The organism is Rheinheimera sp. MM224 (assembly GCF_947090785.1).
In the GTDB taxonomy this organism is placed as follows: domain Bacteria; phylum Pseudomonadota; class Gammaproteobacteria; order Enterobacterales; family Alteromonadaceae; genus Pararheinheimera.
This window is the reverse complement of the sequence record NZ_OX352320.1, coordinates 1,683,255-1,708,015: the sequence shown is the minus strand read 5'-3', so window position 1 is coordinate 1,708,015 and position 24,761 is coordinate 1,683,255. Positions and strand designations below refer to the sequence as shown.

Annotated in this window: 16 protein-coding genes and 3 tRNA genes; 13 read left to right on the top strand and 6 right to left on the bottom strand. The window is 46.5% G+C overall.

What is annotated here, in order from left to right:
* The first annotated feature begins 204 nt into the window (after positions 1–204).
* The 6 genes from OM978_RS08190 to OM978_RS08165 all read left to right on the top strand — a co-directional run bounded on the left by OM978_RS08190 (position 205) and on the right by OM978_RS08165 (position 8,715).
* A complete protein-coding gene (locus OM978_RS08190) occupies positions 205–882 on the top strand; it encodes a transglutaminase-like cysteine peptidase (RefSeq protein ID WP_264346344.1) in 678 nt (225 codons plus the stop codon).
* 62 nt (positions 883–944) lie between these two features.
* The gene (locus OM978_RS08185) at positions 945–2,915 is read left to right on the top strand and encodes an EAL domain-containing protein (protein WP_264346343.1); all 1,971 of its coding nucleotides are present in this window, start codon (positions 945–947) and stop codon (positions 2,913–2,915) included.
* Positions 2,916–2,933: 18 nt separating this feature from the next.
* Entirely contained in the window at positions 2,934–3,458 is a 525-nt protein-coding gene (locus OM978_RS08180; protein ID WP_264346342.1) for a hypothetical protein, read from the top strand.
* A gap of 96 nt (positions 3,459–3,554) precedes the next feature.
* Entirely contained in the window at positions 3,555–4,895 is a 1,341-nt protein-coding gene (locus tag OM978_RS08175) for an O-antigen ligase family protein (RefSeq protein WP_264346341.1), read from the top strand.
* A gap of 17 nt (positions 4,896–4,912) precedes the next feature.
* A complete protein-coding gene (locus OM978_RS08170) occupies positions 4,913–5,959 on the top strand; it encodes an ABC transporter substrate-binding protein (RefSeq protein WP_264346340.1) in 1,047 nt (348 codons plus the stop codon).
* On the top strand, positions 5,956–8,715 hold the full coding sequence (locus OM978_RS08165; protein ID WP_264346339.1) for a diguanylate cyclase domain-containing protein: 2,760 nt from the start codon (positions 5,956–5,958) through the stop codon (positions 8,713–8,715). Before OM978_RS08170 ends, OM978_RS08165 begins: the two co-directional genes overlap by 4 nt.
* A gap of 61 nt (positions 8,716–8,776) precedes the next feature.
* Here OM978_RS08165 and OM978_RS08160 read toward each other — a convergent pair whose 3' ends face one another.
* The 3 genes from OM978_RS08160 to OM978_RS08150 all read right to left on the bottom strand — a co-directional run bounded on the left by OM978_RS08160 (position 8,777) and on the right by OM978_RS08150 (position 14,961).
* Positions 8,777–10,549, bottom strand: a complete 1,773-nt coding sequence (locus OM978_RS08160) for a M14 family metallopeptidase (RefSeq protein WP_264346338.1) — start codon at positions 10,547–10,549, stop codon at positions 8,777–8,779.
* Between the two features lie 263 nt (positions 10,550–10,812).
* Positions 10,813–13,878, bottom strand: coding sequence for an efflux RND transporter permease subunit (locus OM978_RS08155; RefSeq protein WP_264346337.1), 3,066 nt, complete (start codon positions 13,876–13,878; stop codon positions 10,813–10,815).
* 3 nt (positions 13,879–13,881) lie between these two features.
* The gene (locus OM978_RS08150; RefSeq protein ID WP_264346336.1) at positions 13,882–14,961 is read right to left on the bottom strand and encodes an efflux RND transporter periplasmic adaptor subunit; all 1,080 of its coding nucleotides are present in this window, start codon (positions 14,959–14,961) and stop codon (positions 13,882–13,884) included.
* A gap of 114 nt (positions 14,962–15,075) precedes the next feature.
* Between OM978_RS08150 and OM978_RS08145 the strand changes: the two genes are divergently transcribed.
* The gene (locus OM978_RS08145) at positions 15,076–15,960 is read left to right on the top strand and encodes a LysR family transcriptional regulator (RefSeq protein ID WP_264346335.1); all 885 of its coding nucleotides are present in this window, start codon (positions 15,076–15,078) and stop codon (positions 15,958–15,960) included.
* A gap of 118 nt (positions 15,961–16,078) precedes the next feature.
* Here OM978_RS08145 and OM978_RS08140 read toward each other — a convergent pair whose 3' ends face one another.
* The 3 genes from OM978_RS08140 to OM978_RS08130 all read right to left on the bottom strand — a co-directional run bounded on the left by OM978_RS08140 (position 16,079) and on the right by OM978_RS08130 (position 20,562).
* Positions 16,079–16,852, bottom strand: a complete 774-nt coding sequence (locus tag OM978_RS08140) for a putative porin (protein ID WP_264346334.1) — start codon at positions 16,850–16,852, stop codon at positions 16,079–16,081.
* A gap of 159 nt (positions 16,853–17,011) precedes the next feature.
* Positions 17,012–19,003, bottom strand: a complete 1,992-nt coding sequence (uvrB, locus tag OM978_RS08135; RefSeq protein ID WP_264346333.1) for an excinuclease ABC subunit UvrB — start codon at positions 19,001–19,003, stop codon at positions 17,012–17,014.
* 194 nt (positions 19,004–19,197) lie between these two features.
* A complete protein-coding gene (locus OM978_RS08130; protein ID WP_264346332.1) occupies positions 19,198–20,562 on the bottom strand; it encodes an MATE family efflux transporter in 1,365 nt (454 codons plus the stop codon).
* Positions 20,563–21,096: 534 nt separating this feature from the next.
* On the opposite strand from OM978_RS08130, the gene OM978_RS08125 reads away from it, so the two are divergent.
* From OM978_RS08125 to rsxB, 6 genes are all read left to right on the top strand, one after another.
* Positions 21,097–21,173: transfer RNA gene (locus OM978_RS08125), tRNA-Asn, on the top strand.
* 26 nt (positions 21,174–21,199) lie between these two features.
* Positions 21,200–21,276, top strand: a tRNA-Asn gene (locus OM978_RS08120).
* A gap of 35 nt (positions 21,277–21,311) precedes the next feature.
* Positions 21,312–21,388, top strand: a tRNA-Asn gene (locus OM978_RS08115).
* Between the two features lie 122 nt (positions 21,389–21,510).
* Positions 21,511–23,367, top strand: a complete 1,857-nt coding sequence (locus tag OM978_RS08110) for an EAL domain-containing protein (RefSeq protein WP_264346331.1) — start codon at positions 21,511–21,513, stop codon at positions 23,365–23,367.
* 256 nt (positions 23,368–23,623) lie between these two features.
* Positions 23,624–24,205, top strand: a complete 582-nt coding sequence (gene rsxA / locus OM978_RS08105; protein WP_264346330.1) for an electron transport complex subunit RsxA — start codon at positions 23,624–23,626, stop codon at positions 24,203–24,205.
* Positions 24,206–24,760, top strand: coding sequence for an electron transport complex subunit RsxB (rsxB, locus tag OM978_RS08100; protein ID WP_264346329.1), 555 nt, complete (start codon positions 24,206–24,208; stop codon positions 24,758–24,760).
* The last annotated feature ends 1 nt before the right edge of the window (position 24,761 follow it).

The following is a 24,761-nucleotide window of genomic DNA, read 5'->3' as shown; positions in this document are numbered from 1 at the left end:
CTGTTTTAAAACGCTCAGGGAAACGGACCGGATAGATAAGGCAGGACTGTATAGTTATGGAAATTTGCTTGACTCTGAGCTAATGATGGCCGCATGTCAGGCGCAACACATCTGTTTTAAAACGCTCTGGGAAACGGATTGGATGGGCAAGACTGTACTGTATAGTCATGGAAGTTTGCTTGACTCACATCTAATGGTGGCCGCATGTCAGGTGATACCGGGAGGTTTATGCTACGCAGGTATGCGGTTGTAGTGCTGCTGTCTTTTTCTGTCTCTATTTTTGGCAACGCCGATTATCTGGCAGCTGTATTTGAGCCAAAAGTACTGGAAAGTATTCGTAGTAAATATGGTGATCCGGCGCTTAGCAGGGTCAGACAATGGCGTGATTTACTACAGGAAGGTCAGTCAGAGTCGGACTGGGTGCGGGTCAATAAGGTCAATCAGTTCTTTAATGATCAGATCACTTTTCAATCTGATCTGGGACATTGGGGACAGACGGATTATTGGGCCACACCACTAGAGACGCTTGGAACCGCAGCTGGCGACTGCGAAGATTTTGCTATAGCTAAATATGTATCTCTGCGAGCTATGGGTGTACCTGATAGCAAGCTGCGGATCATGTATGTCAGAGCAATGTCAGTAAATGAGCCTCATATGGTGCTGATTTACATGGAGAGTGAAAATTCTGTACCCCTGGTTCTGGATAATCTGATTAAGAAAGTCCAGCCGGCAACCCGAAGACCTGATCTCAAACCTATCTACGGCTTTAACGCTGAAGGGTTATGGCTTGCAAAAGCACAGGGATTGGGACGTAAAGTTGAAGGCAAGACAGGGGGTTCAAACTGGCAGGACTTGCTGAACCGAATTGAGAAGGGAATGTAACTGTTATGGCCCATAAGCTTTTGGGGAGACTCCCCGGTATATCGTTAAGAGCGCAACTGCACATGCTCATTGTGCTGGTGGCGGTGTTTACCTTTTCGTTCAGTTTGTATATCTCAGTGCAAAGTACACAGCACTATCTGAACACCCAAATGAAATCTCACGCTCAGGATGCAGCGACCAGCTTAGGTTTATCGATGTCGGCTTATATGGACGACCCGGATCTGGTGATAGCGCAAACTATGGTCAGCGCTATTTTTGATTCTGGTTATTACGCCGAGCTGGAGTTTAAAACCAGCAAAGACGAGATAAAAATCAAACGGCAAAACCCTATTGAGTACGATGAAGTACCAGAATGGTTTGTGTCTTTGTTCCCGCTGGATCCGCCAATGCAAAGTAGCGAGGTAAATAACGGCTGGATGGTCGCAGGTGTTTTATCTATCCAATCCAATCCGGGTATTGCCTACAAAACACTGTGGCAACAAGCCAAACAAAGTTTCTACAGCATAGCCCTGATCACCTTGTTAAGCGTGCTGCTTATACAGCTGATTGTCTTTGCTGTTCTGAAACCTCTGCGGCAAATTGAAATGCAGGCGCAGGAAGTGGGCAAAAAGAACTTTTTGCAGCTGGATAAACTGCCCTTCACTACGGATCTTCGCTCTGTGGTCAAAGCCATGAATGCGATGGTCGCCAATATTCAGCGCAGTTTTAAATCACTTAGTCTGCAAGCCGATGAGCTGAAAGTGAAAGTATTCACTGATTTGCTGACAGGCCTTGGCAACAGACGATTACTGGAACAACGTTTTACCGCAGAAAAAAATGAGCAAAAAGCGCACGACCTGCATTTGCATATCGGCATGATGAGTTTGCATTCGCTGACCGATGTACACCAGCGTCAAGGCTTTGAAGCGGCTGACCAGTATATTTTACTGGCGGTAAAAGAGTTCAGGGAAGCGCTGGAGCATTCAGCCAATAATCAGTTATTCCGTCTTGGCGGCAGCGACTTTATCTTTTTAAGTCAAGCCAGTGCAGAACCTTTGGAAAAACAAGTTCGTCAATTGAGCTCTAAACTGAAGCAATTGGACAGTGTGTTTTTCCCCAATGGCTTCGCCTCAGTTGCACTGATGGAAGTCGAACCTGAAGATAATCTGCATCACTGCTTGTCTACGCTGGACAGCGCCATTATTCAGCGTGTGCAGCAGCCAGACTTACCCTTGCTGGTCAAAGATGAAAGCATGCTGATTAAGCCAGAAGGCCGCATGGCATGGCATGCCGTGATTAAAGATTTGATCCAAAACCATCATTTTGAACTCTGGGCACAACCTGTAGTAAATGCGGATAAATCCATTGAATACATTGAAACCTTTGTCCGGTTTTATTACCTACACTCCCAATTGTCTACTGCAGAAACCTATGCTATGGCTGAACAACAAGGGCTGTCCTTGCAGCTGGATCAACAGGTGATCAATTTTATTCTGAAACAAGTTCAGGAAGAAACCAGCCATATCTACGCCATTAACTTGTCACAAGGGGCTGTAGGATCGACATTATTTTTGCAGTGGCTCGACAAAGAACTGCAACAATTGGCTGGCAAAGTTCGTCTGGTGTTTGAAGTCTCTGAATATTCAATTTTAAAAGCGCCGGACGAAACCAAAGCCCTGATGGATATCATTAAACGCAACAAGTGCAAAGTCTGTATCGAACGGTTTGGCGCCAGTATGACGACCTTTAAATACCTGCAGGGGCTGAATGTCGACTACGTAAAAATTGACGGTGCTTACACCACTGCATTGAGTGATCAGGATAACCAGTTTTTTATAAAAACCTTATGTCAAATCAGTCACGGTATAGGGATCAAGGTGCTTGCTCCTCACATTGAATGTGAACAAGTGATGGATAATTGTTTTGCCGCTGGCGTCAACGCAGTTCAGGGCAATTGGTTACTTGCACCACAGAAGGTGAATGTACAGGTGAAAAAATCTATCTTGACACAAGCATTCATTAACTTAGACTTGCTTCATTCGCCTAAATATTAACCAACAAGGATTACAGGTATGAAGAAAACCACTACTCTCGCTGCCGCTCTGTTTGCAGCCGCGGTATTCACTTCAACTCCGGTATTAGCTCAGGATGTAGCATCGGTTAAAGCTGTTGTTGAACAATATCAAACGCTGGTTGCTCAGAACCAGGCACAGAATATGACAGAACTTGAAGCTGAGACTCAGGCTCTGGCAGTGATCAAAACAGAACTTCAGCAAATTCTCGAAGCTGCGCCAGATGATGCAACCAGGGAAACACTGTTGCAGGCTGCTTTTGAAGCGGCAGCCTTGTTAGATGACGCGGCTGTCAGTGCAGTTGCTGCTGCAGCTGCTGCAGCTGGCATGTCTGCAGATACCATCACAGCCATCGCTGCTGCAACTCCAGGGGTTAATGTGGATGCTGTTGCTTTGGCCACTGCTGCAGGTCCTGGTGCTGAAGGTGCCGGAACTGGTGCCGGCACAGGCACAGCTGGTGCTCCTGGTGGCGCTGGTTTTGGTGGTGGTTCAGGTGGTGGCGGCGGTACAGCCTCTGGTAACTAAAGCTGTTCAATAAAATGAGGGCCTGCGGGCCCTCAGTACTTTTAGCACTAGTTCTGAGTACCCATGGGAGCTGCGCGAAATGGAAAGCGTTACCCGATGACTTCACCACAACTGTTATTCACTATGATCCGGGTCTTGTGTTGTTTTACGCTACTTTGGTCCCCTATCCCGCTGGCCAGCAACAGGCCCTGGGCATGGACTATCCTTGAACTGCTGATTGCGGTTATCTTCAGCCTGCATTTGCTTTGTGTCTATCTGGGACGATCCCCATGGTTTACAGGCCGCTGGCACTATTGGTCTCTGTTACCTTTTATGCTGGTGCTACTGGTGCTTGGCGCTCAGCTGTGGTCCCCCTTTATCTGGCTTAGCACAGTAGATCCAAATCAAACTGAAATTCTGTGGTTTAAAACCCTGTTTTATGCCCTATTTGCCTGGCTGATCACCGGTTATTTCCGCACCGACAGAGAGTTAAAGCTGCTGTGTTACGTCGTGGTCGCCAGTGGTGTGTTTCAGGCCACTTATGGCTCTATACTGAATTTACAAGGCATAGAGATCTCGCCCATTTTTGGCGTTATCGAAGGCAACAGAGCCCGTGGTTCTTTTGTTTACCAAAATCATTTTGCCAACTATCTGGCTCTGGCTCTGGCATTAGGCCTGGGTTTACTGATGGCAGAATTATCCAGCCGGGCTATGCAGTGGAACTGGCGAACGATCAGCCGAACCTTGCTGGAATCTTTACTCAGCACGAAAATATTGCTGCGTCTTGCACTCATCATTATGGTCGTTGGTCTGGTGTTGAGTCGTTCACGTATGGGGAATGCTGCTTTTTTCACCGCGTTATTGGTCATCTCTTTGTATGCCATCTGGTTTTACAAAAATAAACCTGCGCTACTCAAACCTCTGGTGATCAGTATTTTTGTGTTTGACATGATCGCAATAGGATCAATTTTTGGCATAGAAAAACTACAACAGCGCTATGAGGACACCTCATTCGCTTCCGAAACACGAGATGAAGTGGTATTGGATAGCCTGCCAATACTGCATGACGCGCCCTGGTTTGGTCATGGTGGGGGGAGTTTTTATACCGTATTTCCAGCCTACCAGCCAGGTCATTACCATGGGTTTTATGATCACGCACACAACGAATACCTGCAATTTGCTATTGAGCTTGGCCTGCCAGTCACACTGATGCTGGGAGTATGGCTGCTGTGGTTACTTTGGCTGAACCTGAAAACGATGAGGGTAAAACAGAATAAACTAAGCAGAGGCATAGCCTTTGGTTGTTCTGTGGCTATTGTCCATATGTTAATCCACAACCTGGTCGATTTTAACTTACAGGCACCAGCTAACGCAGTGCTGTTTATCACAGTGTTATGTTTAAGTGGCATTGTATTTTCACGGCAGGATGTAAAAGTATCGGGTTCCGCACCAGCCTGAAGCCTAAGGAACAAGGGATGTCTGCTGTTCGGGCTGGATTTGATTTAGCAACCATTGAGTTGCAAGGATTGCAAAATACTATGGGGAACGCATACAAATTGACACGCCGTCAGTTTTTACAACTGTGCGTGGCAACTCCTTTGCTCATAACAGCAGCTTCGGCATGCGGCAGAAACAAAGCTTTTAGCCTTGGAGTTTATCAACACCCGGGTCACGAAGCCTTTTATCTGAGCGAACATTTCAATTTATTACCCGCAGGTGTAACGCTCAGAAGCAGCAGATCTGCCGATGCGGTGGTAAACGCCATGATGTCCGGAGAATTAGATGCAGCGACTCTTGCGTTAGATGAAGTGCTGCTCTGTCTCGCGGCTGGTATTCCATTACAAATCATACTGGTACTAGCGAACTCCTGCGGTGCCCATACCTTATTATCCCGCCCGGAGTTCAGCAGAGCCGCAGATCTCAAAGGAAAAATTATTGCGCTGGAGCCACGTGCGGCCGCTGAATTATTACTTGAACATTATCTTGTCGATGTAGGTCTGACCCGAAAAGATGTCGAAATCGCATACTTGCCACAACTCAAACAACTGATGGCATGGGAAAATGGTCAGATTGACGCAGCTATCAACTCTCCTCCAGTGTCACACTATATAGAACGTACAGGCGCAAAACGGCTGTTTGACGGACGCCAGTGTACTCCGCAAATGTTTCAGGTGCTGGCGGTACGAACCGACAGGATTGACTGGCTGAACGACATACCGACGCGTTTACTTAATAGTTATTACCTTGGATTGCAGCAACTGAGGCTATTTGCCGGGGACAGCATGCGGCGCACTGCACTGTGGCGCAATCTCACTTTAAGTGAAACCCATAGTTACTTTGCCAGTGTGGACTTTCCTACAGCAGCGCAGAATATGTCACTGCTGTGTGAGTCCGGCACTTTACATAACTCGATGCAGCAACTAGTCGCTTTTATGCCTGCCGCAGAGCAGCATTTGCAGTACGAATACAGCGCAAATTTATTTGATACGGCTGCGCTTCGACAATTGGTGCTGCTGTCATGAAACGCGCTCTGTATTGCCTGATTGTACTCTATTGTGCTGCTATACAAGTATCAGCTCAAGTTGTAACATCCCCGATCCGCTTTGGCGTACTGGCACACAACACTGACCATGAAACCCAGCTGCACTACGCGCCTTTGTATCACTTTCTCATCACTCAGCTGGCACCTGCTGAAGTGCAACTGGTCTTTATTGAGCCCACCAATCTGGATCTGGCAGACATTCAAACTCAAACTGATTTCTTGCTGACCGACCCATACCACTACCTGCATCTGCGCTCCACAGGCAAGCTGCGATTGCCTCTACTGAGTCAGGTTATGCTGACAGAAGCTGGCCAATTTGATTTATCTGGTGGGGTTATATTTTGTCTGGGGTCCAATCCACTTTGTGATATGAAAGCTATCACTCAGGCGAAAATTGCCACGACTGGCCCTACTTCATTGCTTGGTTACGTAGCTCAACTCAGGGAACTTCAGCAACTAGGTATTAGTTTGCCAGCAGAGTTAATACACCACCTCACTTCGGATCAAGCTGTGATTGCAGCGGTAAAAAATCAACAGGCCGATATAGGCTTCGTCCGCAGCGGCGCAGTCGAAAAACTGACACAACAAGGCGTTATTACCAAAGATGAAATAAAGCTGCTGAACCTTCAGCAACTAGCTGAATTACCTTTTCAAAGCTCAACCCGCCTCTACCCGGACAGACCTTTACTGGTGATGCCTGCAGTACCACAGGTCATAGTCAGCCGCATGATGGCTGCTTTACTTCGCTGGGAAACTGAGGCCAGAGCTAGAGGATTTACTGAGGCCTTTGGTGCAGCGGCGGATTACCAGTCTGTAGAGCACAGCGTGCAGGCACTTGCCTTGGCACCTTATCAGGCGGGCGGCGCCCAGAGTTTTATGCACAGCTGGAGTGATCACAGAGGAACACTTTTGTCCGTGGTACTGTTACTGCTGTTGCTTTTAACTTTGTATATCGTATTTCGGCATAAAAATGCCCGGCAAAGCCTGATGAATGACAAATTACAGCAGTTAAACCAAAGCTTGATGCTGCAAAAAACACAGATGAGTACAGTACTGAACAATACAGTTCATGTGCTGTTATTTGGCTTAGATCTACAAGGTCGTATTGTGCATTTTAATGACAATGCGCTCAAACTTCTGCATATCCCAGCTCAAAATCTGCAGGGGCAATTATTGATAGACTTGCTGGCGGATCCAAGTCAAAAAGAGACTCTGCAATCGGCTATGCAGCGGCTCCTGGAGCACTCCAAAGAGGCTATGGTGCTTAGCCTGAAAATCCAGCTGGCAAACGGCAAAGAGCTGTATCTGGACTCCGATCTGTTTCGTTTGCCTGGTGCGCCTGAAAATGGTTCTGACTTTGTGTTACTAGGAACTGATGTTAGCCGCCGCTATTGGATTGAAAATCGTCTGCAAAGAAGTTTTAAGCGACTGGATCAATTGATTGAGCGTAGTCCCTCGGTCATTTATGCATTCGATCCAGAGACGATGCGGCTGAATTACATCAGTCCCAATTGCTTTACCATGTATCTGAAAAGCTCGATGGAAATCATGCGAATGGCAAACTGGTGGAACCTGTCTGTGCATCCGGATAATCAACAGATCATTGCACAGAAGTTTATCGACTGGGCAGGTGCAGGTTACCCAGGTGTACTGAAATACAGCTGCACCTTGCTGCGTAATTTAGCCAATTCAAGCTTATACGCTGACGAGCCACAGGAAAACAACCAACAGATCTGTATCGAAAATCAACTTTGCGCACTGAGAGACGAAAAAGGCCGGGTCACTGAAGTTATTGGCTCACAACTGGATATTTCGGAGCGGCATCATGCGCAGATGAAGCAAGAGCTGGCCGCAAGTGTGTTTGTTCAGGCCCGTGAAGGTATTTTTATTACCGACGCCAGTGGCACTATTCTGGATTTAAACCATTCTTTTAGCCGTATTACAGGTTACACAGAAACCGAAGCACTGGGCTGCCATCTGGCACTTTTGGGTTCATCGCAATCGGATAAGTTGTATTTCGAATCGTTATGGCAAAAACTAAGCCGGGCTGGATACTGGGAAGGTGAAATACAAAGTAAACGCAAAAATGGCGAATCTATGTTATTGGCTTTAACCATCTCTGTGGTAAAGGATGTGCAACATCAAGCTCTGCATTATGTCGCTTTGTTTTCCGATATTACAGTGCAGAAAGCTCAGGAAGATAAACTACGTTTTATTGCGCATTTTGATGCGTTGACCGGCTTACCTAACAGGTTGCTGCTCAAAGACAGGATTGCACAAAACATGGCTCTGGCTAAACGCAGAAAACAGCTGATGGCCGTTATATTTATTGATATTGACGGATTTAAGGCTGTTAATGACAGCCTGGGTCACGAAGCAGGTGATTATCTGTTAGTTGAGTTGGCAAACCGGATGCGTTGCGTGATGAGGGAAAATGATACACTCGCCAGGTTGGGTGGTGATGAATTTATTGCCTTGTTAACTGAATTACCCTGCGAGGCAGATTGTATTCCTCTGATTGAACGTTTACTTCATAGTGCCAGCAAACCTTTTGATTTGCATACACAGCAAGCCAGAGTCAGTGCCAGCATTGGTATTACCTTTTACCCGCAGAAAAAAGCTGTGGATGACGCAACCCTAATAAGACAAGCCGATATCGCCATGTACCAGGCCAAACACTCAGGCAAAAACCAGTACGCTATCTTTAGCAACACGGATAAGGAATTGGTGAGTTAACATAAAAGTGGGGCCAGCGCGCATTGTTAATAGCGAACAATGTCAGCCGACCCCATTTTAATTATTCGATTAAAACCGGGTACTTCAGGTAATGCTGATCATAATAAGGCAGGCGCTGATATAACCATTGCAGCTTGGCTTGCGGATCGGCCGCCAGCTTTTTATCCTGTTTTACTGCTTCGTCAAATTCAGCTTTAAGCTTTTTGTCCTGCTTCAGTGCCGTCTCAATCAGCGGCACTATAGCGTAAGTTTCAAAGTACTCAACCCGCTCAAACATGCCCAGCATAAAACCCCAGCTGAATAAAGAATCCGGCGCAGTCGGTTCCAGTAATGCCACAGCCAAAGCACCTAACGGCTGATCAGTGCTGACCCGGATTGAACCAGCAGGTAAACGGATTTTTTGCCAGTTGCGGCTAAATTCAGCTTTTACCGCAAAACGGCCTTCAAAAGGTTTATTAGCAAACTGATGTGAAGTGGCGGTTAATTGCTGTAATTGAATGGTTTTGGGCGATTTTAAACTGGTAAACTGCACACCATGCAGCGCCAGTTTAGCGATCACTTCCTGCTGCTCTGGTGGGATCCAGTAGGCTTTAGGCACGTCAATTTCAGCGGCTGGCTCTTTTTCCCAATACACTGGCAACTGCTCATAATTCAGTGGCTTGCCAGTCCAGGTTTGATAAGTGACACCCGTGATAGCATCTTTTTTCTGAACAGCTTCCACTCCTTTAAAAGCAATATAATCAGGTGTTTCGCTGGCTTTCCACGCCAGAACCTGGCGCTCTGGCCGCGCATTTTCATCGGCTTTTTTTGCCAGTTTCAGCACTGCGCCTTGTTGCTGCAGCAGCTTTAAACTTTGCTCTAACAGCACATAGGTACCTAAAACCCGCTGTTTATAAGGCTTTAAGCTATGGTTTTCTACCAGTACTGTGGGGATATGGCGTAAATCACCATAGCCATTGGAAAAACGTGGTGAAGAAGTTGAACCTGCCAAACCTTTGCTGAAATCAGAGCTATTATGCGCAAACACCAGAGGTCCTGGTATATGGCCTGCGGCAGTTAATGCCTGATCAACTTCTGAGCGGTAGCTACTGGCAAGCCAGCTGGCCGCATTTGGGCTTAAAGCAGCAAAAGGTTCATTAAAACCATAAGTAATATCGTACTGGTAGTCTTCACCGTCCGTGACATGAATATCCAGATACAGGTCCGGCTGATAGCTGTTCAGCAATTTCAACAGCGCCTGCATCTCAGGTGCTTCCGCTTTCATATAATCGCGGTTTAAATTCAGGTTTTGCGCTGTAGCACGCCAGCCTTGTAACTCAGGCCCACGCTGGTTCATTCTATTGTATTTACCGCTGCGCTCATGGCCATCAACAGAAAAAACCGGGATAAATAACAGGTTTACTTCTTTTAATAAATCCGCTTTATCGCCATGCACAATGTCACGCAACAACATTAAACCAGCATCTTTGCCGTCAATTTCGCCACTGTGAATACCAGCTTGCGCCAGTAATACCGGCTTATGGTCCCGGCCAATCATGTCGGGATCAGCACCAGCTTTGACCAGATAAATAGCCCTGCCCTGCGGGCTTTGGCCTATCACTTCCAGCTTAATCAAGGGCGTACTGGCAGCTAAACGCTCCAGATACTTAATGGTGGTTTCGTAATCAGGAGTTTCTGACAAATCAGACACTTCAGCAGGAGTCACCCAAGGATGCTGCGCAGGTTTAATCAGACTTAAGGTCGAACCTTGCCAGTAAGGTAAAGGCGGTAAATGATCGGCAGCACTAACAGAAAAGACAAAGCTGCATGCAAGAGAAAGGGCGAGTTTTTTCATAGTTATAATGTCCATACAGGGGCAGAGATCACAGGCAAGCCCACGACAATTCAAAAATAGAATCCGGGTGCTATGCAAAAGAGCCACAGCATCCTTTTTGTTCTGTGTTTTTTAGGAGATTACCACAAGCACAGGGCGCAAAGTCCAGCATTTATCGCAGAAAAAGACCAACACAACCGCAAGAATAGTTTTAACGAAAAAAACCACAAAGAAAAGCCGGAGAAAGCAGTAAAACGCTGTTTCCCCGGCAGGTTTAGAGACAACTAACTCACCGATTTAATTCGGTAAATGGAACAATACATCAAAGGTAAAAACAGCAAGGTGAGGATGGTGCCAAAACCAAGGCCAAACATAATGACCACAGCCATACTAGCGAAGAAGTCATCTGTGACTAAAGGCAACATACCCAGAATAGTAGTAATGGCGCCCATAGACACTGGCCGAACCCGGCTAACAGCGCTGTCATAGACTGCTTGATAAGGCGCAAGCCCCTGACTTAATTCCAGTTTAATCTGATCAAGCAAGACTATACCGTTTTTCACCAGCATACCGGACAAACTCAGAAAGCCCAGCAAGGCTAAAAAGCCAAAAGGGACATTAACCGCCAGTAATCCAAGTGTGACACCAATCAGCGCCATGGGCACACAAGCCCAAATCACCAGTGCATCGCGCATGGAGCTGAATAGCAACACAGTGATCACAAACATCACCAGATAACCCATAGGCAGAGAGCTGAACAGAGCTTTTTGTGCTTTGGTCTGTGCTTCCAGTTCACCACCCCAGCTCAGGCTATAGCCCGTAGGCAGCGGTATAGCTTCGATTTGTGGCCTTACTCTTTTCAGTAAAGAGGCCGCTGTGTCATCACTTAAAATATTGTGATCGGCCATCACAGTTAAAGTGCGTTTACGGTCACGACGCATAATTTGTGGATCTTCCCACTCCAACGCAAAACTGCTGACCACCTGACTGATGGGGATATAGCGGTTTAACTTAGGGCTATAGACCTGCAAATCGGCCAGTGCATCCACACTTTGTCGCTCCGAGTCCGGTGCACGGGTGATAATAGGTAATAAATGCGTGCCATCCCGGTAAATACCCACAGTGCGGCCATTGACATGAGTTAGCAGCACATCGTCCACATCCTGCTTACTAATGCCGACTCTGCGTGCTAAAGCCTCATTAAACTGCGGTCGGATCACTTTGACTCTGTTGCTCCAGTCATCGCGTAAATTACGGGTGCCTGGGTCCTGAAGCATAATAGCTTTGGCTTGCTCAGCCAGTTGCCTTAGTACATTAGGGTCTGCGCCACTAAAACGGGCTTCCAGTTTAGCTGCAGTGGAAGGGCCTACATCCAGTCGTTTTAATTTGTGCCGGAGTCCAGGGTGTTGCTCGTTGATGTAAGAGCTGACATCTGCCATACGTCCTGCAAGCAGCGATTTGTCTTCCACCCGCACTATCAGTTGGCTATAGGCTGCATAAAAACGCTCGGGCTGATAGGTCAGCATAAAACGGTCAGCGCCACGGCCAGAGGTTAAAGTGACAGCCTCTACTCCTTCCAGAGCTTTTAAATACCGTACAACTTCCAAAGCCTCGGCGTCGGACTGCCGAATATCAGTGCCGGCTGGTTGCCATAGATCCACTAAAAAAATTGGTGTATTAGAGGCTGGGAAAAACACTTGTTTAACCTTGGCAAAGCCCATCACCGACAAAATCAGTAACAGGATCATCAGGCCATAACTTAAGACTCTGTAGCGCAATACTGCCGTTAAAGCACCTCTGTACCAGTCAAAAATAAAACCACGGTAGAGTTCAGGTTCGCCCTGCGTTTCATCCACTTTGGCATTTAATTCTTCTTTAAAAAACAGACTGGCAAAAAACGGCGTTAGCGTAATAGCTGTCACCCAGCTCAGCAGCAAACTGACCAACAAGACCCAAAACAAACTACCGGCAAACTCCCCCGTTGCATCACTGGACAAACCTATAGGTGCAAAAGCGGTAATAGCGATAACTGTTGCACCTAACAAAGGCCATTTGGTTTGTTTGACTATGGCTGAAGCTGATTCACTGATACTCCAGCGCCTTTGCATGCCAATTAAAATTCCTTCGGTTATCACAATGGCATTATCCACCAGCATACCTAAGGCAATAATCAGCGCGCCCAGTGACACCCGTTGCAGCTCAATTTGCATTTGCTGCATAAAAATAAAGGTGCCAAGCACGGTCAGCAGCAAAATAAGGCCAATTAAAAAGCCACTGCGAAGCCCCATAAACACCAACAACACCACAATCACTATGACCACAGATTCCAGCAGGTTCAGCACAAAACCACCAACTGAGGCTTCTACTTCGGCAGGCTGGTTGTAGATGGTATTGATATCCATACCCACAGGTCTGGCGTAGTCCAGTTCGGCCATACGGGCCGTGACTAAAGCTCCGACGTCGACTACGTTTACGCCCTGACTAAAAGACACCCCCAAGGTCAGGGTATTTTTGCCGTCAAACTTTAAAATCTGACTCGGCACTTCCTGCACATCTTTGTAAACCTTGGCGACATCACCTAAATAAATCAGCTCTTTGGCGGCAGGATTACTGATAATCAGTTGCTCAAGCTCCTGTACCGACTGAAACTCGCCTGTTGGATGAATACGGATCCTGTCTGGCCCAAGGCGCAAAGCCCCGGCATTACTCACCACATTCTGAGTTTGCAGCAAGCTGGCAATCTGAGTAGGTGGAATACCTAAAGCCGCCAGACGGGAGCGGGATATTTCGACCACAACTTGTTCCTGTTGCCTGCCACTGACTGACACTTTGCCAACCCCATCAACCAGCACCAGCTCACGACGTAAAAAGTCGACATAATCCCGAATTTCTTCGTCTGAATAGCCTTCGCCTGTAATGGCATACAACATGCCATACACATCACCAAAGTCGTCATTGACGACCGGAGTTTGCACACCGGGTGGTAATTGCGGAGTTAAATCATGGACCTTGCGACGCAGCTCATCCCAAATTTGTTTCAGCTCTTTCGCCCGGTAAATGCCTTTCATCTCCACCATAATTTGCGAGGTACCATTGGTGGAAATAGAGGTCACATGGTCGACATAAGGCAATTGCTGAATGGCATTTTCAATCGGATAACTGACTTCTTCCTCGACCTGTAAAGGCGAAGCACCGGGGTAGGATGTGATGATCAAGGCTTGTTTGAGGGTAAACTGCGGATCTTCCAACCGGCCCAGACCAAAATAGGCCATGGTGCCGCCTATCAATAAAATAGCAGTCACTAGCCAGGACGATGTTTTATTTTTTATAAAATACTGAGCAACATCCATAACTTACAGACCCCGCTCACGTTGCCATGGTCTTACCTGCTGGTTCTCCGTCAATTGCTGTACACCAGCGGTCACCACCTGATCACCAGCTGCTAAGCCAGACAAAATTTCGATGCCCTGCTCTGTTAAGCGCCCTACAGTCACAGCACGTCTATTGACCATACCTTCACTGTAGACCCAGACAAAACGCTCTGCCGCATCCACAGGCTGATCATTAGCGGCAAATACGGCTGTGGCTGGCACGACGACCACAGAGGCCTGAGCGCGCATCAGCTGGCTCATATCAGCCACTACATTAGCCGTCATCCCAGAGAGCACATTAAATTCTTCCGGTGCCGCCATGCTGAACACCACTTTAAAGCTGTTGGTGGCGCTGTCTGCCCTGGTGTCCCACTCTTTGATACTGGCTTTATAGCTAAGGCTTGGGTAAGAGTCATAAATTACATCAGGCTGATAACTGACGTCTTTTTTCACTAGTGCAATTACATCTTCCGGCACCTGGATCACCACATCCACCATGCCTTTGAGTTGCAATTCCAGAATGGCTTGCTGCGCCGCAACGTTTTCATGATTTTCCACTAAAGAACGTGACACTGTACCGCTGAAAGGTGCCACCATTTCTGTATAGGAAAGATTAGTTTGGGCAGTTTTCAAATCAGCGTCAGCTACTTGCAGCTGTGCTTTGGCTTCATCGTACATAGCCTGAGACACCAGTTTTTGCCCAATCAGGCTGGCCGCTCTGTCAAACTGCGCTTTCGACAATTGATAACGAGCCTGGGCCTGCTCAACCCTTAATTTAAAATCTGTGGCATCCAAACGGGCTAACACATCGCCTTTTTTTACTTCCTGGCCAGGTCGAATAGAAAACTGAGTGAGTTTGCCACTAACCCGAAACGTTAAACGGGCATTTTCAGTAGGCTCCACTATCGCAGGGAACTGACGAATTAATTTTTGCTGGCCATCCTGCACCTGATGCAATTTCACCGGTCTGTTCAGACTTTGTTCTGCTGTTTCTGCTGGCTTGGAACAGCCCGTTACCGATACCATACATAAGAGCGCACTTATCATTATCTTTCTGGACATGTAAACCTTTCCCTTTTTTTGCTCTGGCTACATCGCTTTTTTGTATTTGCACTATACAAAAGCAAATTTGATATTAAAATTTATATTTATTTCAGTTCTATATAAGAATAATTGATGAACTTAACTCAGCTCTATATTCTCGACGCCGTTGCCAGCAGTGAAAGTCTGCTGCAGGCCGCGGTGAAACTGCATAAAACCCAACCAGCTTTGAGTATGGCGCTGAAAAAGCTGGAGCAGGAATGCGGTTTTACTATAGTGGATCGCAGTCAATATCGCCTTCAATTTACCGAAGCTGGCAGACGTTTTTATCAACAAGCTCAACAACTTCTGCATCAAAGTGCTCAATTAAAATCTTTGGCTCAACACTTAAGTCGTGGCGCTGAAGCCAGTTTACGTTTGGCCTTTGACGAGGCTGTTGATCTGCAACCTTATATGGCTGCAATCCGGCAAGCCCAGCAGCAGTTTCCTCATACAGAGTTATTACTGAGTTGTGATTACCGGCTGCAGGCGCTGGAAAAGCTAAAAAACCAACAGGCCGATTTAGCCATCAGCCCCTGGTATCCGGTCTTTATCAGTCTGGGTGATTTTGAGGCTGTGGCTATTGGTAGTTTTGATATTTTATGTGTCGCAACCCCGGAGTTTTTAAAACAACTGGGTGGCCCTTTAACTCATCAGGCTCAATTAGCTGAATTACCGCAATTGGTGGCCAACTCGGAAGCGCTGAATTTCGACAGTGGAAAACTACTGCCCTTGCAGTCGGCACGACGGGTTAAGGTAAATAACAGTTTATGTATGAAACAAGCCCTGTTAGCGCATTTAGGCTGGGGCATGGTGGCACGGCATCAGGTGGCTGATGAGTTAGCAAGCGGTGCTTTAGTGCAGTTAAAACCTGTGGAGTTTCCAAAGTTTATTCAGGGAGAAGTGCATCTGGTGCGACATAAAGATCAACTGCTTGGCCCAGTGGCAAAAAGCATCTGGCAACAGCTAACCGCAAGTTAATACCTCAGAAAAGAAAAAAGGAGCCGTTAAGCTCCTTTCTTAAATCATCACTTCAGTTGTGACTGGGGCGACGAGCCCGGTCAACAACGTTGCGGCGCCAAATACAACGGGCAAAACATTAGAAGCGGTAGCTTGCGCCTAACTGATACAGATCATCACCCGTTTCCAGCGCATCAAAGGCTACGCCAGCTGATAACGACAGGTTAGGTAAAGCAAACCACTTAGTGCGTAAGCTCAGGCTATCTTCGCTTTCGCTTAATACGCCGTCAGAAATCCACTGATAACCTACACCGGCAGAGAAGTTTTTGCCGAAGTAGTAATCCGCGCCCACACCATAACGGGTGGCTGAATTATTACGGTAGTCCAGGATATCGGCTTCCAGGTTGATCATATCACCCGTGCCTAAATCCCATAACTTTTTAGTCATTACACCATAGTTAGTGCTGCTGCCACCTTGATCCGGTCTGTCGTGCTCAAAAATAGCACCTACTAACCAGTCATTACTGATGAAGTAACCTACGGTACCATCGACATCCTGTCTGTCAGTGCCACTGAAGTGGCTCCATTCCAGTTGACCGTAGAAGTTATGGCTCTGGTCCATATACTCACCACCCACTGACCAGCCATTCTGATCAAAGTCACCGATAGAAGTACGGGACAGGGTGCCAAAGACACTGGCGTTTTTATTGATAAATGCAGCTTCAGCACGTGGTGTATTGCCTGAAGTGTCTACTGCATTAAAGAAATATTGATGCTTCAGTTGCCAGGCGTCTACATCAACATTGTTGATATCACCGTTGATGTAATCTACTGAAGATTCATTTTGATAGCTGTTCGCTGCTGCACCGGTTGACACTACAGCGATAAGTAAAGCGAGCATGGAACGTTTCATAATTACTACCTTTTGGTTGAGAAAACGCAGGCAGTGTAAAGGTCTGAAAGTTAATGCTCTCTGAATGGCTCAGTAAAGAAGTGTATAAATATCAAGCAGATAATAATTGGGGTCAGAGTAAAATTAAACCACGGTTTAATTTTACTCTGACCCCATGATTTAAATCTCCAGCAAAGCCTGGCGTAATTGATGAATTTGATCCCGAGCCTGCGCTGCCAGTTCAAACTCCAGATCTTTGGCATGCTGCAGCATTTTTTGCTCCAGTTGCTTAATTTCTGCCTGCAACTGATAAGGCGTTTTGCCTTTGGCCAGTTTGATTTTCTCCGCCACTTTCGGCAGATCGGCATCCTGACCAAGATCCATCACATCCGACACCTTCTTCTTAATAGCCGTAGGTGTGATGCCATGCAGTTCATTGTATGCAATTTGCTTATTGCGCCGACGATCGGTTTCATTAATAGCGCGCTGCATAGAACCGGTAATACGGTCAGCATAAAGCACTGCTTTACCATAAAGGTTACGGGCGGCACGGCCCATGGTTTGAATCAGCGAGCGCTCTGAACGTAAAAAGCCTTCTTTATCCGCATCCAGAATCGCCACTAAAGACACTTCAGGAATATCCAGGCCTTCCCGCAATAAGTTAATACCGACTAGCACGTCAAATACACCTAAACGTAAATCCCGGATAATCTCCATCCGCTCTACGGTGTCAATGTCGGAGTGTAAATACCGCACCTTGACGCCGTGGCCTGCTAAATAGTCCGTTAAATCTTCAGCCATTTTTTTGGTCAGTACTGTGACTAATACCCGCTCACCCAGTTTGGCGCAGCGGAAAGCTTCTGACATTAAATCGTCAACCTGGGTCGCTACAGGACGGATTTCAATCACAGGGTCAAGCAAACCTGTTGGTCGTACCACCTGCTCTATCACTTCACCTGCTGATTGCTTTAACTCGTAATCTGCTGGTGTAGCCGACACATAAATCCGCTGTGGCGCTATGGATTCAAATTCGTCAAACTTCAGTGGCCTGTTATCTAAAGCCGAAGGTAAACGAAAGCCATAGTTCACCAGGTTTTCTTTACGTGAGCGATCGCCTTTGTACATAGCGCCAATTTGTGAAATGGTGACATGCGACTCGTCGATAAACATCAAACCATCAGCCGGGAAATAATCCAGCAAAGTTGGAGGCGGCTCACCTTCTGCCCTGCCTGATAAATAGCGCGAGTAGTTTTCAATGCCGGAGCAATACCCCAGTTCCACCATCATTTCTAAATCAAACAAAGTGCGCTGCCCAATACGCTGCTCTTCAATCAAGCGGTTTTCTGCAAGCAAGTGAGCGCGGCGATCTTTGAGTTCCACCTTAATACGCTCTGTAGCTTCGAGGATTTTTTCCCGTGGCGTCACATAGTGCGTTTTTGGATAAATAGTGTAACGGCTGACGACTTTCTCGACAGAACCTGTCAGCGGGTCAAATAAACTAATGCGCTCAATTTCTTCATCAAACAGCTCAATCCGCACTGCGATTTCATCCGACTCAGCCGGAAACACATCAATCACATCGCCACGCACACGATAAGTCGCACGTTCAAACGCAGCATCATTGCGGCTGTATTGCAGCTCAGCCAAACGTCGTAAAATAAAACGCTGATCGACTATATCGCCTACTTTGAGATGCAACAGCATCTTCATATAGGATTCCGGATCGCCCAAACCGTAAATGGCCGACACTGAGGCGATAATCACTACGTCCCGTCGTTCCATCAGCGCTTTGGTCGCCGACAAACGCATCTGCTCTATATGTTCATTAATAGAAGCGTCTTTTTCGATAAAGGTGTCGCTGGACGGCACATAAGCTTCAGGTTGGTAATAGTCATAATAAGACACAAAGTATTCAACCGAGTTATTCGGAAAGAATTCCTTCATCTCACCATAAAGCTGCGCCGCCAGGGTTTTGTTGTGCGCCATAATCAAGGTAGGTCTGTTCACTTGCGCTATCACATTGGCCATAGTGAAGGTTTTACCTGAGCCCGTAACCCCTAATAAGGTTTGATGAGCTAAACCAGACTCCAGGCCTTCAACCAGTTTTGCAATAGCTGTGGGCTGATCACCTGCAGGTTGATAATTGGAGACCAATTCGAAATCGCGGCTCATAAACTATCTCCCTGCAAAGTAAGAGTGGGCAGGTCATGGGAGACCGATTTAATATCGCGGCTCATAAACTATCCCCCTGCAAAGTAAGAGTGGGCAGGTCATGGGAGACCGATTTAATATCGCGGCTCATAAACTATCCCCCTGCAAAGTAAGAGTGAGCAGGTCATGGGAGACCGATTTAATATCGCGGCTCATCAGGATTCTCCACTTAAAGTTAAGGCAGCCAATCTACGTTTAAACCAACTGTATGCCAGGCCAGAGGTAATAGCATTGGCAATCAAGCCGCCTACAAAAACCCCTATCACGCCACCTATCAAGCCACCTATATAAGCAAAAGGCACATAAAATACGAAAAGGCGGATCACACTGAGTTGCAGCGCATTCAGCGGTAAATGCAAAGCGTTAAAGGATGAGTTAGTCAGAATAATAATGCCTTGCAGGCCATAACCTAAAGGCAAGATCCAGATAAAGTAGCGGATATACTGCGCCACCAACGGATCTTCGGTAAATACATCAGCCAATACCCAGGCGCACGCAGCTAATCCTACATAAACGACAAATTGCCAGGCCAGAATAAACTTAATGCAGCCTCTGTAGGCATCGTGAATACGATGATAAGCACAAGCTCCATAATTCTGACTGACAAAAGGAGGTAAAGTCATCGAAAGCGCCAGCACTACTAAAGAGGCAATACTCTCGATGCGCGCCCCAACCCCAAAAGCAGCCACAGCTTCAGCGCCATAACTTGCCATCAAGGCGGTCAAAATCCCCATAGCCAATGGAGTCAGCATATTGGCTCCAGCAGCCGGTAAACCTATATGCAGAATTTTCCGGCTGATTTTGACAAACTCAGCAAAAGGCTGATGTCCTATATCTACCAGTTTACGGCGCACCATCAGCAAATACAGAATAAGGCCAAAACCCAATAACCAGGAGATCAGGCTAGCCAGTGAAGCACCAGCAACGCCCATAGCAGGCACTGGGCCCCAACCAAAAATCAGAATAGGGTCCAAAATCGCATTTAATAAGCCAGCAGAGGCCATCAAAATACTGGGCGTTTTTGTGTCCCCCGCCGCTCTTAATACCGCATTCCCAATCATGGGGGTGATAAGGAAGACGGCACCAAAAAACCAGATATCCATGTACTCATGAATAAAAGGCAAGGTATCTTCTTTGGCACCCAACAATCGGAATAAAGGATCAATAGTCAAATAACCCACTATCGACAAAGCAATGACTAAATAGGCCGATAACCACAAGGCCGCTAACCCATCACTACGGGCACTTTGCTGATCGCCACTGCCTAATGCGCGGGCTATTACTGCAGAAGTACCAATACTCAGGCCAATAGCCAAACTAATGACGGTAAAAGTAACAGGGAAAGTAAAACTGACAGCTGCAAGTTCTGCTGTGCCAAGCATACTAATAAAGAAGGTATCCACCAGATTAAAAGACATTAAGGTGATCATGCCAAACAGCACTGGCACCGTCATTTGTTTCATGGTGGCCTGAATATCACCTTTGAGTAGATCAGGACGTTTCGAAGTGGATTGAGTCATAACAGTCAGCTTAAGCGCAAGTGGCGCTATTGTAGAGAAAAGTAACAGGCGGCACTACCAGCAATGCGACCAAATTGGTGTAAAACTGAACAAGAATAAGAAAAAATGTTCACAATCTGCTTTTGCATAGAAATTTTGTTTCCTCAATAGCGTTTTGCATAAAGTTTCAGTTCTTTCAGATTCATAACCTGTTGTTTTATATAAGGTAAAAAATTAGTCGCAAACCTATTGATCTGGCGCTAAGCCTTATCTGTTAAGGCTTAGCCTAGCCATCAGGCCAACAATTCACAGACTTATCCACAGATTCTGTGGGTAACTTACGCTAGCCCTTTATTGGCCTGACTTTGCCAAATTTCAATGCCATGACAAAAGGGCGAATAGCTTTTGCATATGCAAAAATTGGTTTTGCGCAGCTTTTCTACCGGCTTTGGCTAAACAAACAGCAAGTAAACTTCTTTTATGAAAAAGCACTGGGCAAAGTGTTGACAGTGTTTGAGACGGGCATTAGTATTGCGCCCCGTTGCAGAACACAGTTCCTCAGTAGCTCAGCCGGTTAGAGCGGCGGACTGTTAATCCGTAGGTCGTTGGTTCGAGTCCAACCTGGGGAGCCACTGTAGTCTCAACATATTATTTCAGTTCCTCAGTAGCTCAGCCGGTTAGAGCGGCGGACTGTTAATCCGTAGGTCGTTGGTTCGAGTCCAACCTGGGGAGCCAACTGAAATAATCACAATTTGATAACCGTATACAATTCCTCAGTAGCTCAGCCGGTTAGAGCGGCGGACTGTTAATCCGTAGGTCGTTGGTTCGAGTCCAACCTGGGGAGCCACCTAAATTACATCTTGTTTGCTCTCTTAATTGTCTCTTTTCCTTAGTGTTTTTTCCTGAAATACCTTAAGCTTATTTTCTGATGTTCAAGCTCGGATAAAAAATCTTTATGGGTTGTCTGCTATGAAGTCTCCATCCTTTATTGCTCTAAGTCACTGGACTGCCGCTCTGGTATCGGCTGTGCTGGCACTTTGGTTATTCTGGTTTGCGGCAGCTCAACAAATTCAAAGCCTGTATCAACTGCACTACAGCGCTATTCAGCAGATGTTAGCCAGCGATTTAACTGGTGATACCAAAATTCTGACCCGCCAGCTGAGTAGCAGTTTTGATTTACCTTACTTAAAAGTGAGTCAGCTCGACGGTGTGGTACTGCACGAACAAAGCAATTCGATGCCCTCTTATACTATCTCTTCCTGGATGTTAACTCAGTTTGACCGGCCCATTACTCCAGCTTCAGTCAAAGATCAGGCACATAATTTACAGGTAGAGTTTTTACCCCAGCTGTCAGAACAATTGCGCACCCTTGAGCTTTTTAGCTTGTTTTTATTTTTTTGCCCGCTGATTTTAGGTGTATTGCCTTATTACCTGCAGCCGGGTCGGCCAAAAAAGCAAAAAGCTCTGCCGCCTCATCCAATAGAATCAGCTGTGCAACAAGCTCCAGCACTAGTGCAGCAATTACAACCTCAGGCAACGACCTCAGGCACAGACTATTTATTAGAGCTGGCACTGTATGATCAACTGACCTCGTTACCAAACCGTCAGCAATTTGTGCGTTATTACGAACAGCAACTCAAAGCCGCCAATGCAGTACATCAATCAGTATTTTTACTGGTACGTTGTCACAGTCTGGCTCAGATCAACCATAAACAAGGTTATCTGGCCGGTGATTTGTATATTAAAGAGATGGCGGACTTATTAAAGCAACTGCCGCAGCTGTCTGATGAAAGCCCATTATTTCGCCTGAACAACACAGACTTCTGTGTGTTGTTTCCACAAATGACGCCCGAACAAACGGAAGAGCTGGTATTACTGCTGCAGCAAAACTTCGATAGCTATCAGCAGCAAAAACAGCTGGACTCGGTGGCCTTAACGGGTTTAGTTCAGGTGGCTCAGGGTAAACCTTTAGGCGAGCTGCTGGCGATGGCCGATACAGCTTTGGGCCTGGCGAAAACCAAACAGAATAAAGCGACTAAACAAAGTAATTTATGGTACTTGTTTACCGACAGCCAGGAGCAAACCGCAGAGTCGTCGTTCAGCACCAAAAACTGGCGTAACCTGATTGATGATGTGCTGCAAGGCCAGCGTTTAAGCTTATTAGTTCAGCCTATACAACCGCTGAATAAAACCAGTAAAACCTATTCTGAATTATTGGTGCGCTTTCGCAGTAATGAAGATCAGTTACTGCCGACAGCCTTGTTTTTAGACATGGCGCAAAAGCTCGACAAGTTGATCGAAATTGAGCAGATGATCGTAGAACAGGCATTGATATTAGTGGCAAAACATCCGGGCCAGAGTTTCGGCCTGAACCTGTCCGCCCATTCAGTGCAGGATGAAGAATTTATCAGCTACCTGGAACGTCGTTTGTTAAAAGAAAACGAACTAACATCCCGGCTGGTATTTGAAATCAGTGAATGGGGTTTGCAACAAAACCTGAAATTGAGTAAACGTCTGATTGATATGCTGCATCAGTGCGGCTCACGAGTCACAGTGGAAAAATTTGGTGCTGGTATTACATCCTTTAAATTTTTCCGCGATTTAAAACCTGATTTTGTCAAAATGGATGGCAGTTACACCCGACAAATTGAAGAAGATAAAAACAACCAGTACTTTGTCCGGTTGATGGTCGACTTAGCGCACCGTATTGGTGTGGCAGTATTTGCTGAAAATGTTGAAACAGCTGCTGAAAAACAAATGCTGGAATCTTTATTAATTGACGGGATACAAGGCTACTTCTTAAGTAAGCCTGCTCCATTGGAATAAACCTTTATACAAATATCCACCTGAACCACGGTTTTGTTTAAACGGGCTGGTGTAGCGACCGCGGCTTGTCACGTCGCAGTACTCGGCGCTCCTACGTTTTTGTCCGGTGCCATAGGCTAAGATAAGAGCCATTCGCGTTGTGTACTGTTGTTTCAGCGTGTGCCATAGGCTCAGATAAGAGCCATTCGCGTTCAGCGCTGTTGTTTCACAAGGCGCAAAGCTTCATAATAGCGCGACTTTTTTCTGGGGTTCTTTTATGTCGGAATTTTTGCTGTTGCTGGTCAGCACAGTGCTGGTGAATAACTTCGTGCTGGTGAAGTTTCTCGGCTTGTGTCCTGTGATGGGCGTATCAAAAAAACTCGAAACTGCTATTGGCATGTCGATGGCCACCACTTTTGTTCTGACTTTAGCCTCGCTTTGCAGTTATCTGGTGGATTATTACTTATTGCAGCCACTGGATTTAATTTATCTGCGCACTTTAGCTTTTATTCTGGTGATCGCAGTCGTAGTGCAATTTACCGAAATGGTGGTGCATAAAACCAGCCCTACCTTGTATCGCTTATTGGGGATCTTTTTACCTCTGATCACCACCAACTGTGCAGTATTGGGCGTGGCGCTTTTAAACGTCAAAGCACGTCATGATTTTTTCTCCTCTGTGGTCTATGGCTTTGGTGCAGCTGTAGGTTTTTCTTTAGTCTTGATTTTATTTGCTGCGATGCGCGAGCGTCTGGCCGCGGCCGATGTGCCTGTCTCTTTTAAAGGTGCCGCTATCGGCATGATTACCGCGGGTTTAATGTCACTGGCCTTTATGGGCTTTACTGGTTTGGTGAAAGTGTAAATGTCTATTATCACAGCCCTTTGGGCTTTGGGTATTCTGGCGCTGATTTTTGGCGCTGTGCTGGGATATGCCGCTATACGTTTTAAGGTGGATGCCGATCCGCTGGTTGAACAAATTGATGAGATTTTACCGCAAACCCAATGTGGTCAATGTGGTTATCCAGGCTGCCGGCCTTATGCTGAAGCCATAGCCAATGGCGATGACATCAACAAATGCCCGCCGGGTGGTGACGCCACCATCAAAAAGCTGGCTGATTTAATGGGTGTTGAAGCCAAACCTCTGGATGCAGCTCAAACTCCGGCGGTCAAACGTGTGGCTTTTATCCGCGAAGATGAATGTATTGGCTGTACCAAATGTATTCAGGCCTGCCCTGTCGACGCTATTGTAGGTGCATCCAAGCAAATGCACACCGTCATTGTCGACGAGTGCACCGGCTGTGATTTATGTGTGGAACCTTGTCCTGTGGATTGCATTGATATGGTGCCATTAGCCAGCAGTATTGAGCGCTGGAAATGGGACTTAAAAGCTATCCCGGTAAAAGTGCTGGAGTCGTAAC

Excerpts from the sequence above, each read along its gene's own strand:
- OM978_RS08190 (WP_264346344.1), top strand. The coding sequence starts at position 205 with ATGTCAGGTGATACCGGGAGGTTTATGCTACGCAGGTATGCGGTTGTA.
- OM978_RS08185 (WP_264346343.1), top strand. The coding sequence starts at position 945 with ATGCTCATTGTGCTGGTGGCGGTGTTTACCTTTTCGTTCAGTTTGTAT.
- OM978_RS08180 (WP_264346342.1), top strand. The coding sequence starts at position 2,934 with ATGAAGAAAACCACTACTCTCGCTGCCGCTCTGTTTGCAGCCGCGGTA.
- OM978_RS08175 (WP_264346341.1), top strand. The coding sequence starts at position 3,555 with ATGACTTCACCACAACTGTTATTCACTATGATCCGGGTCTTGTGTTGT.
- OM978_RS08170 (WP_264346340.1), top strand. The coding sequence starts at position 4,913 with ATGTCTGCTGTTCGGGCTGGATTTGATTTAGCAACCATTGAGTTGCAA.
- OM978_RS08165 (WP_264346339.1), top strand. The coding sequence starts at position 5,956 with ATGAAACGCGCTCTGTATTGCCTGATTGTACTCTATTGTGCTGCTATA.
- OM978_RS08160 (WP_264346338.1), bottom strand. The coding sequence starts at position 10,549 with ATGAAAAAACTCGCCCTTTCTCTTGCATGCAGCTTTGTCTTTTCTGTT.
- OM978_RS08155 (WP_264346337.1), bottom strand. The coding sequence starts at position 13,878 with ATGGATGTTGCTCAGTATTTTATAAAAAATAAAACATCGTCCTGGCTA.
- OM978_RS08150 (WP_264346336.1), bottom strand. The coding sequence starts at position 14,961 with ATGTCCAGAAAGATAATGATAAGTGCGCTCTTATGTATGGTATCGGTA.
- OM978_RS08145 (WP_264346335.1), top strand. The coding sequence starts at position 15,076 with ATGAACTTAACTCAGCTCTATATTCTCGACGCCGTTGCCAGCAGTGAA.
- OM978_RS08140 (WP_264346334.1), bottom strand. The coding sequence starts at position 16,852 with ATGAAACGTTCCATGCTCGCTTTACTTATCGCTGTAGTGTCAACCGGT.
- uvrB (WP_264346333.1), bottom strand. The coding sequence starts at position 19,003 with ATGAGCCGCGATTTCGAATTGGTCTCCAATTATCAACCTGCAGGTGAT.
- OM978_RS08130 (WP_264346332.1), bottom strand. The coding sequence starts at position 20,562 with ATGACTCAATCCACTTCGAAACGTCCTGATCTACTCAAAGGTGATATT.
- OM978_RS08110 (WP_264346331.1), top strand. The coding sequence starts at position 21,511 with ATGAAGTCTCCATCCTTTATTGCTCTAAGTCACTGGACTGCCGCTCTG.
- rsxA (WP_264346330.1), top strand. The coding sequence starts at position 23,624 with ATGTCGGAATTTTTGCTGTTGCTGGTCAGCACAGTGCTGGTGAATAAC.
- rsxB (WP_264346329.1), top strand. The coding sequence starts at position 24,206 with ATGTCTATTATCACAGCCCTTTGGGCTTTGGGTATTCTGGCGCTGATT.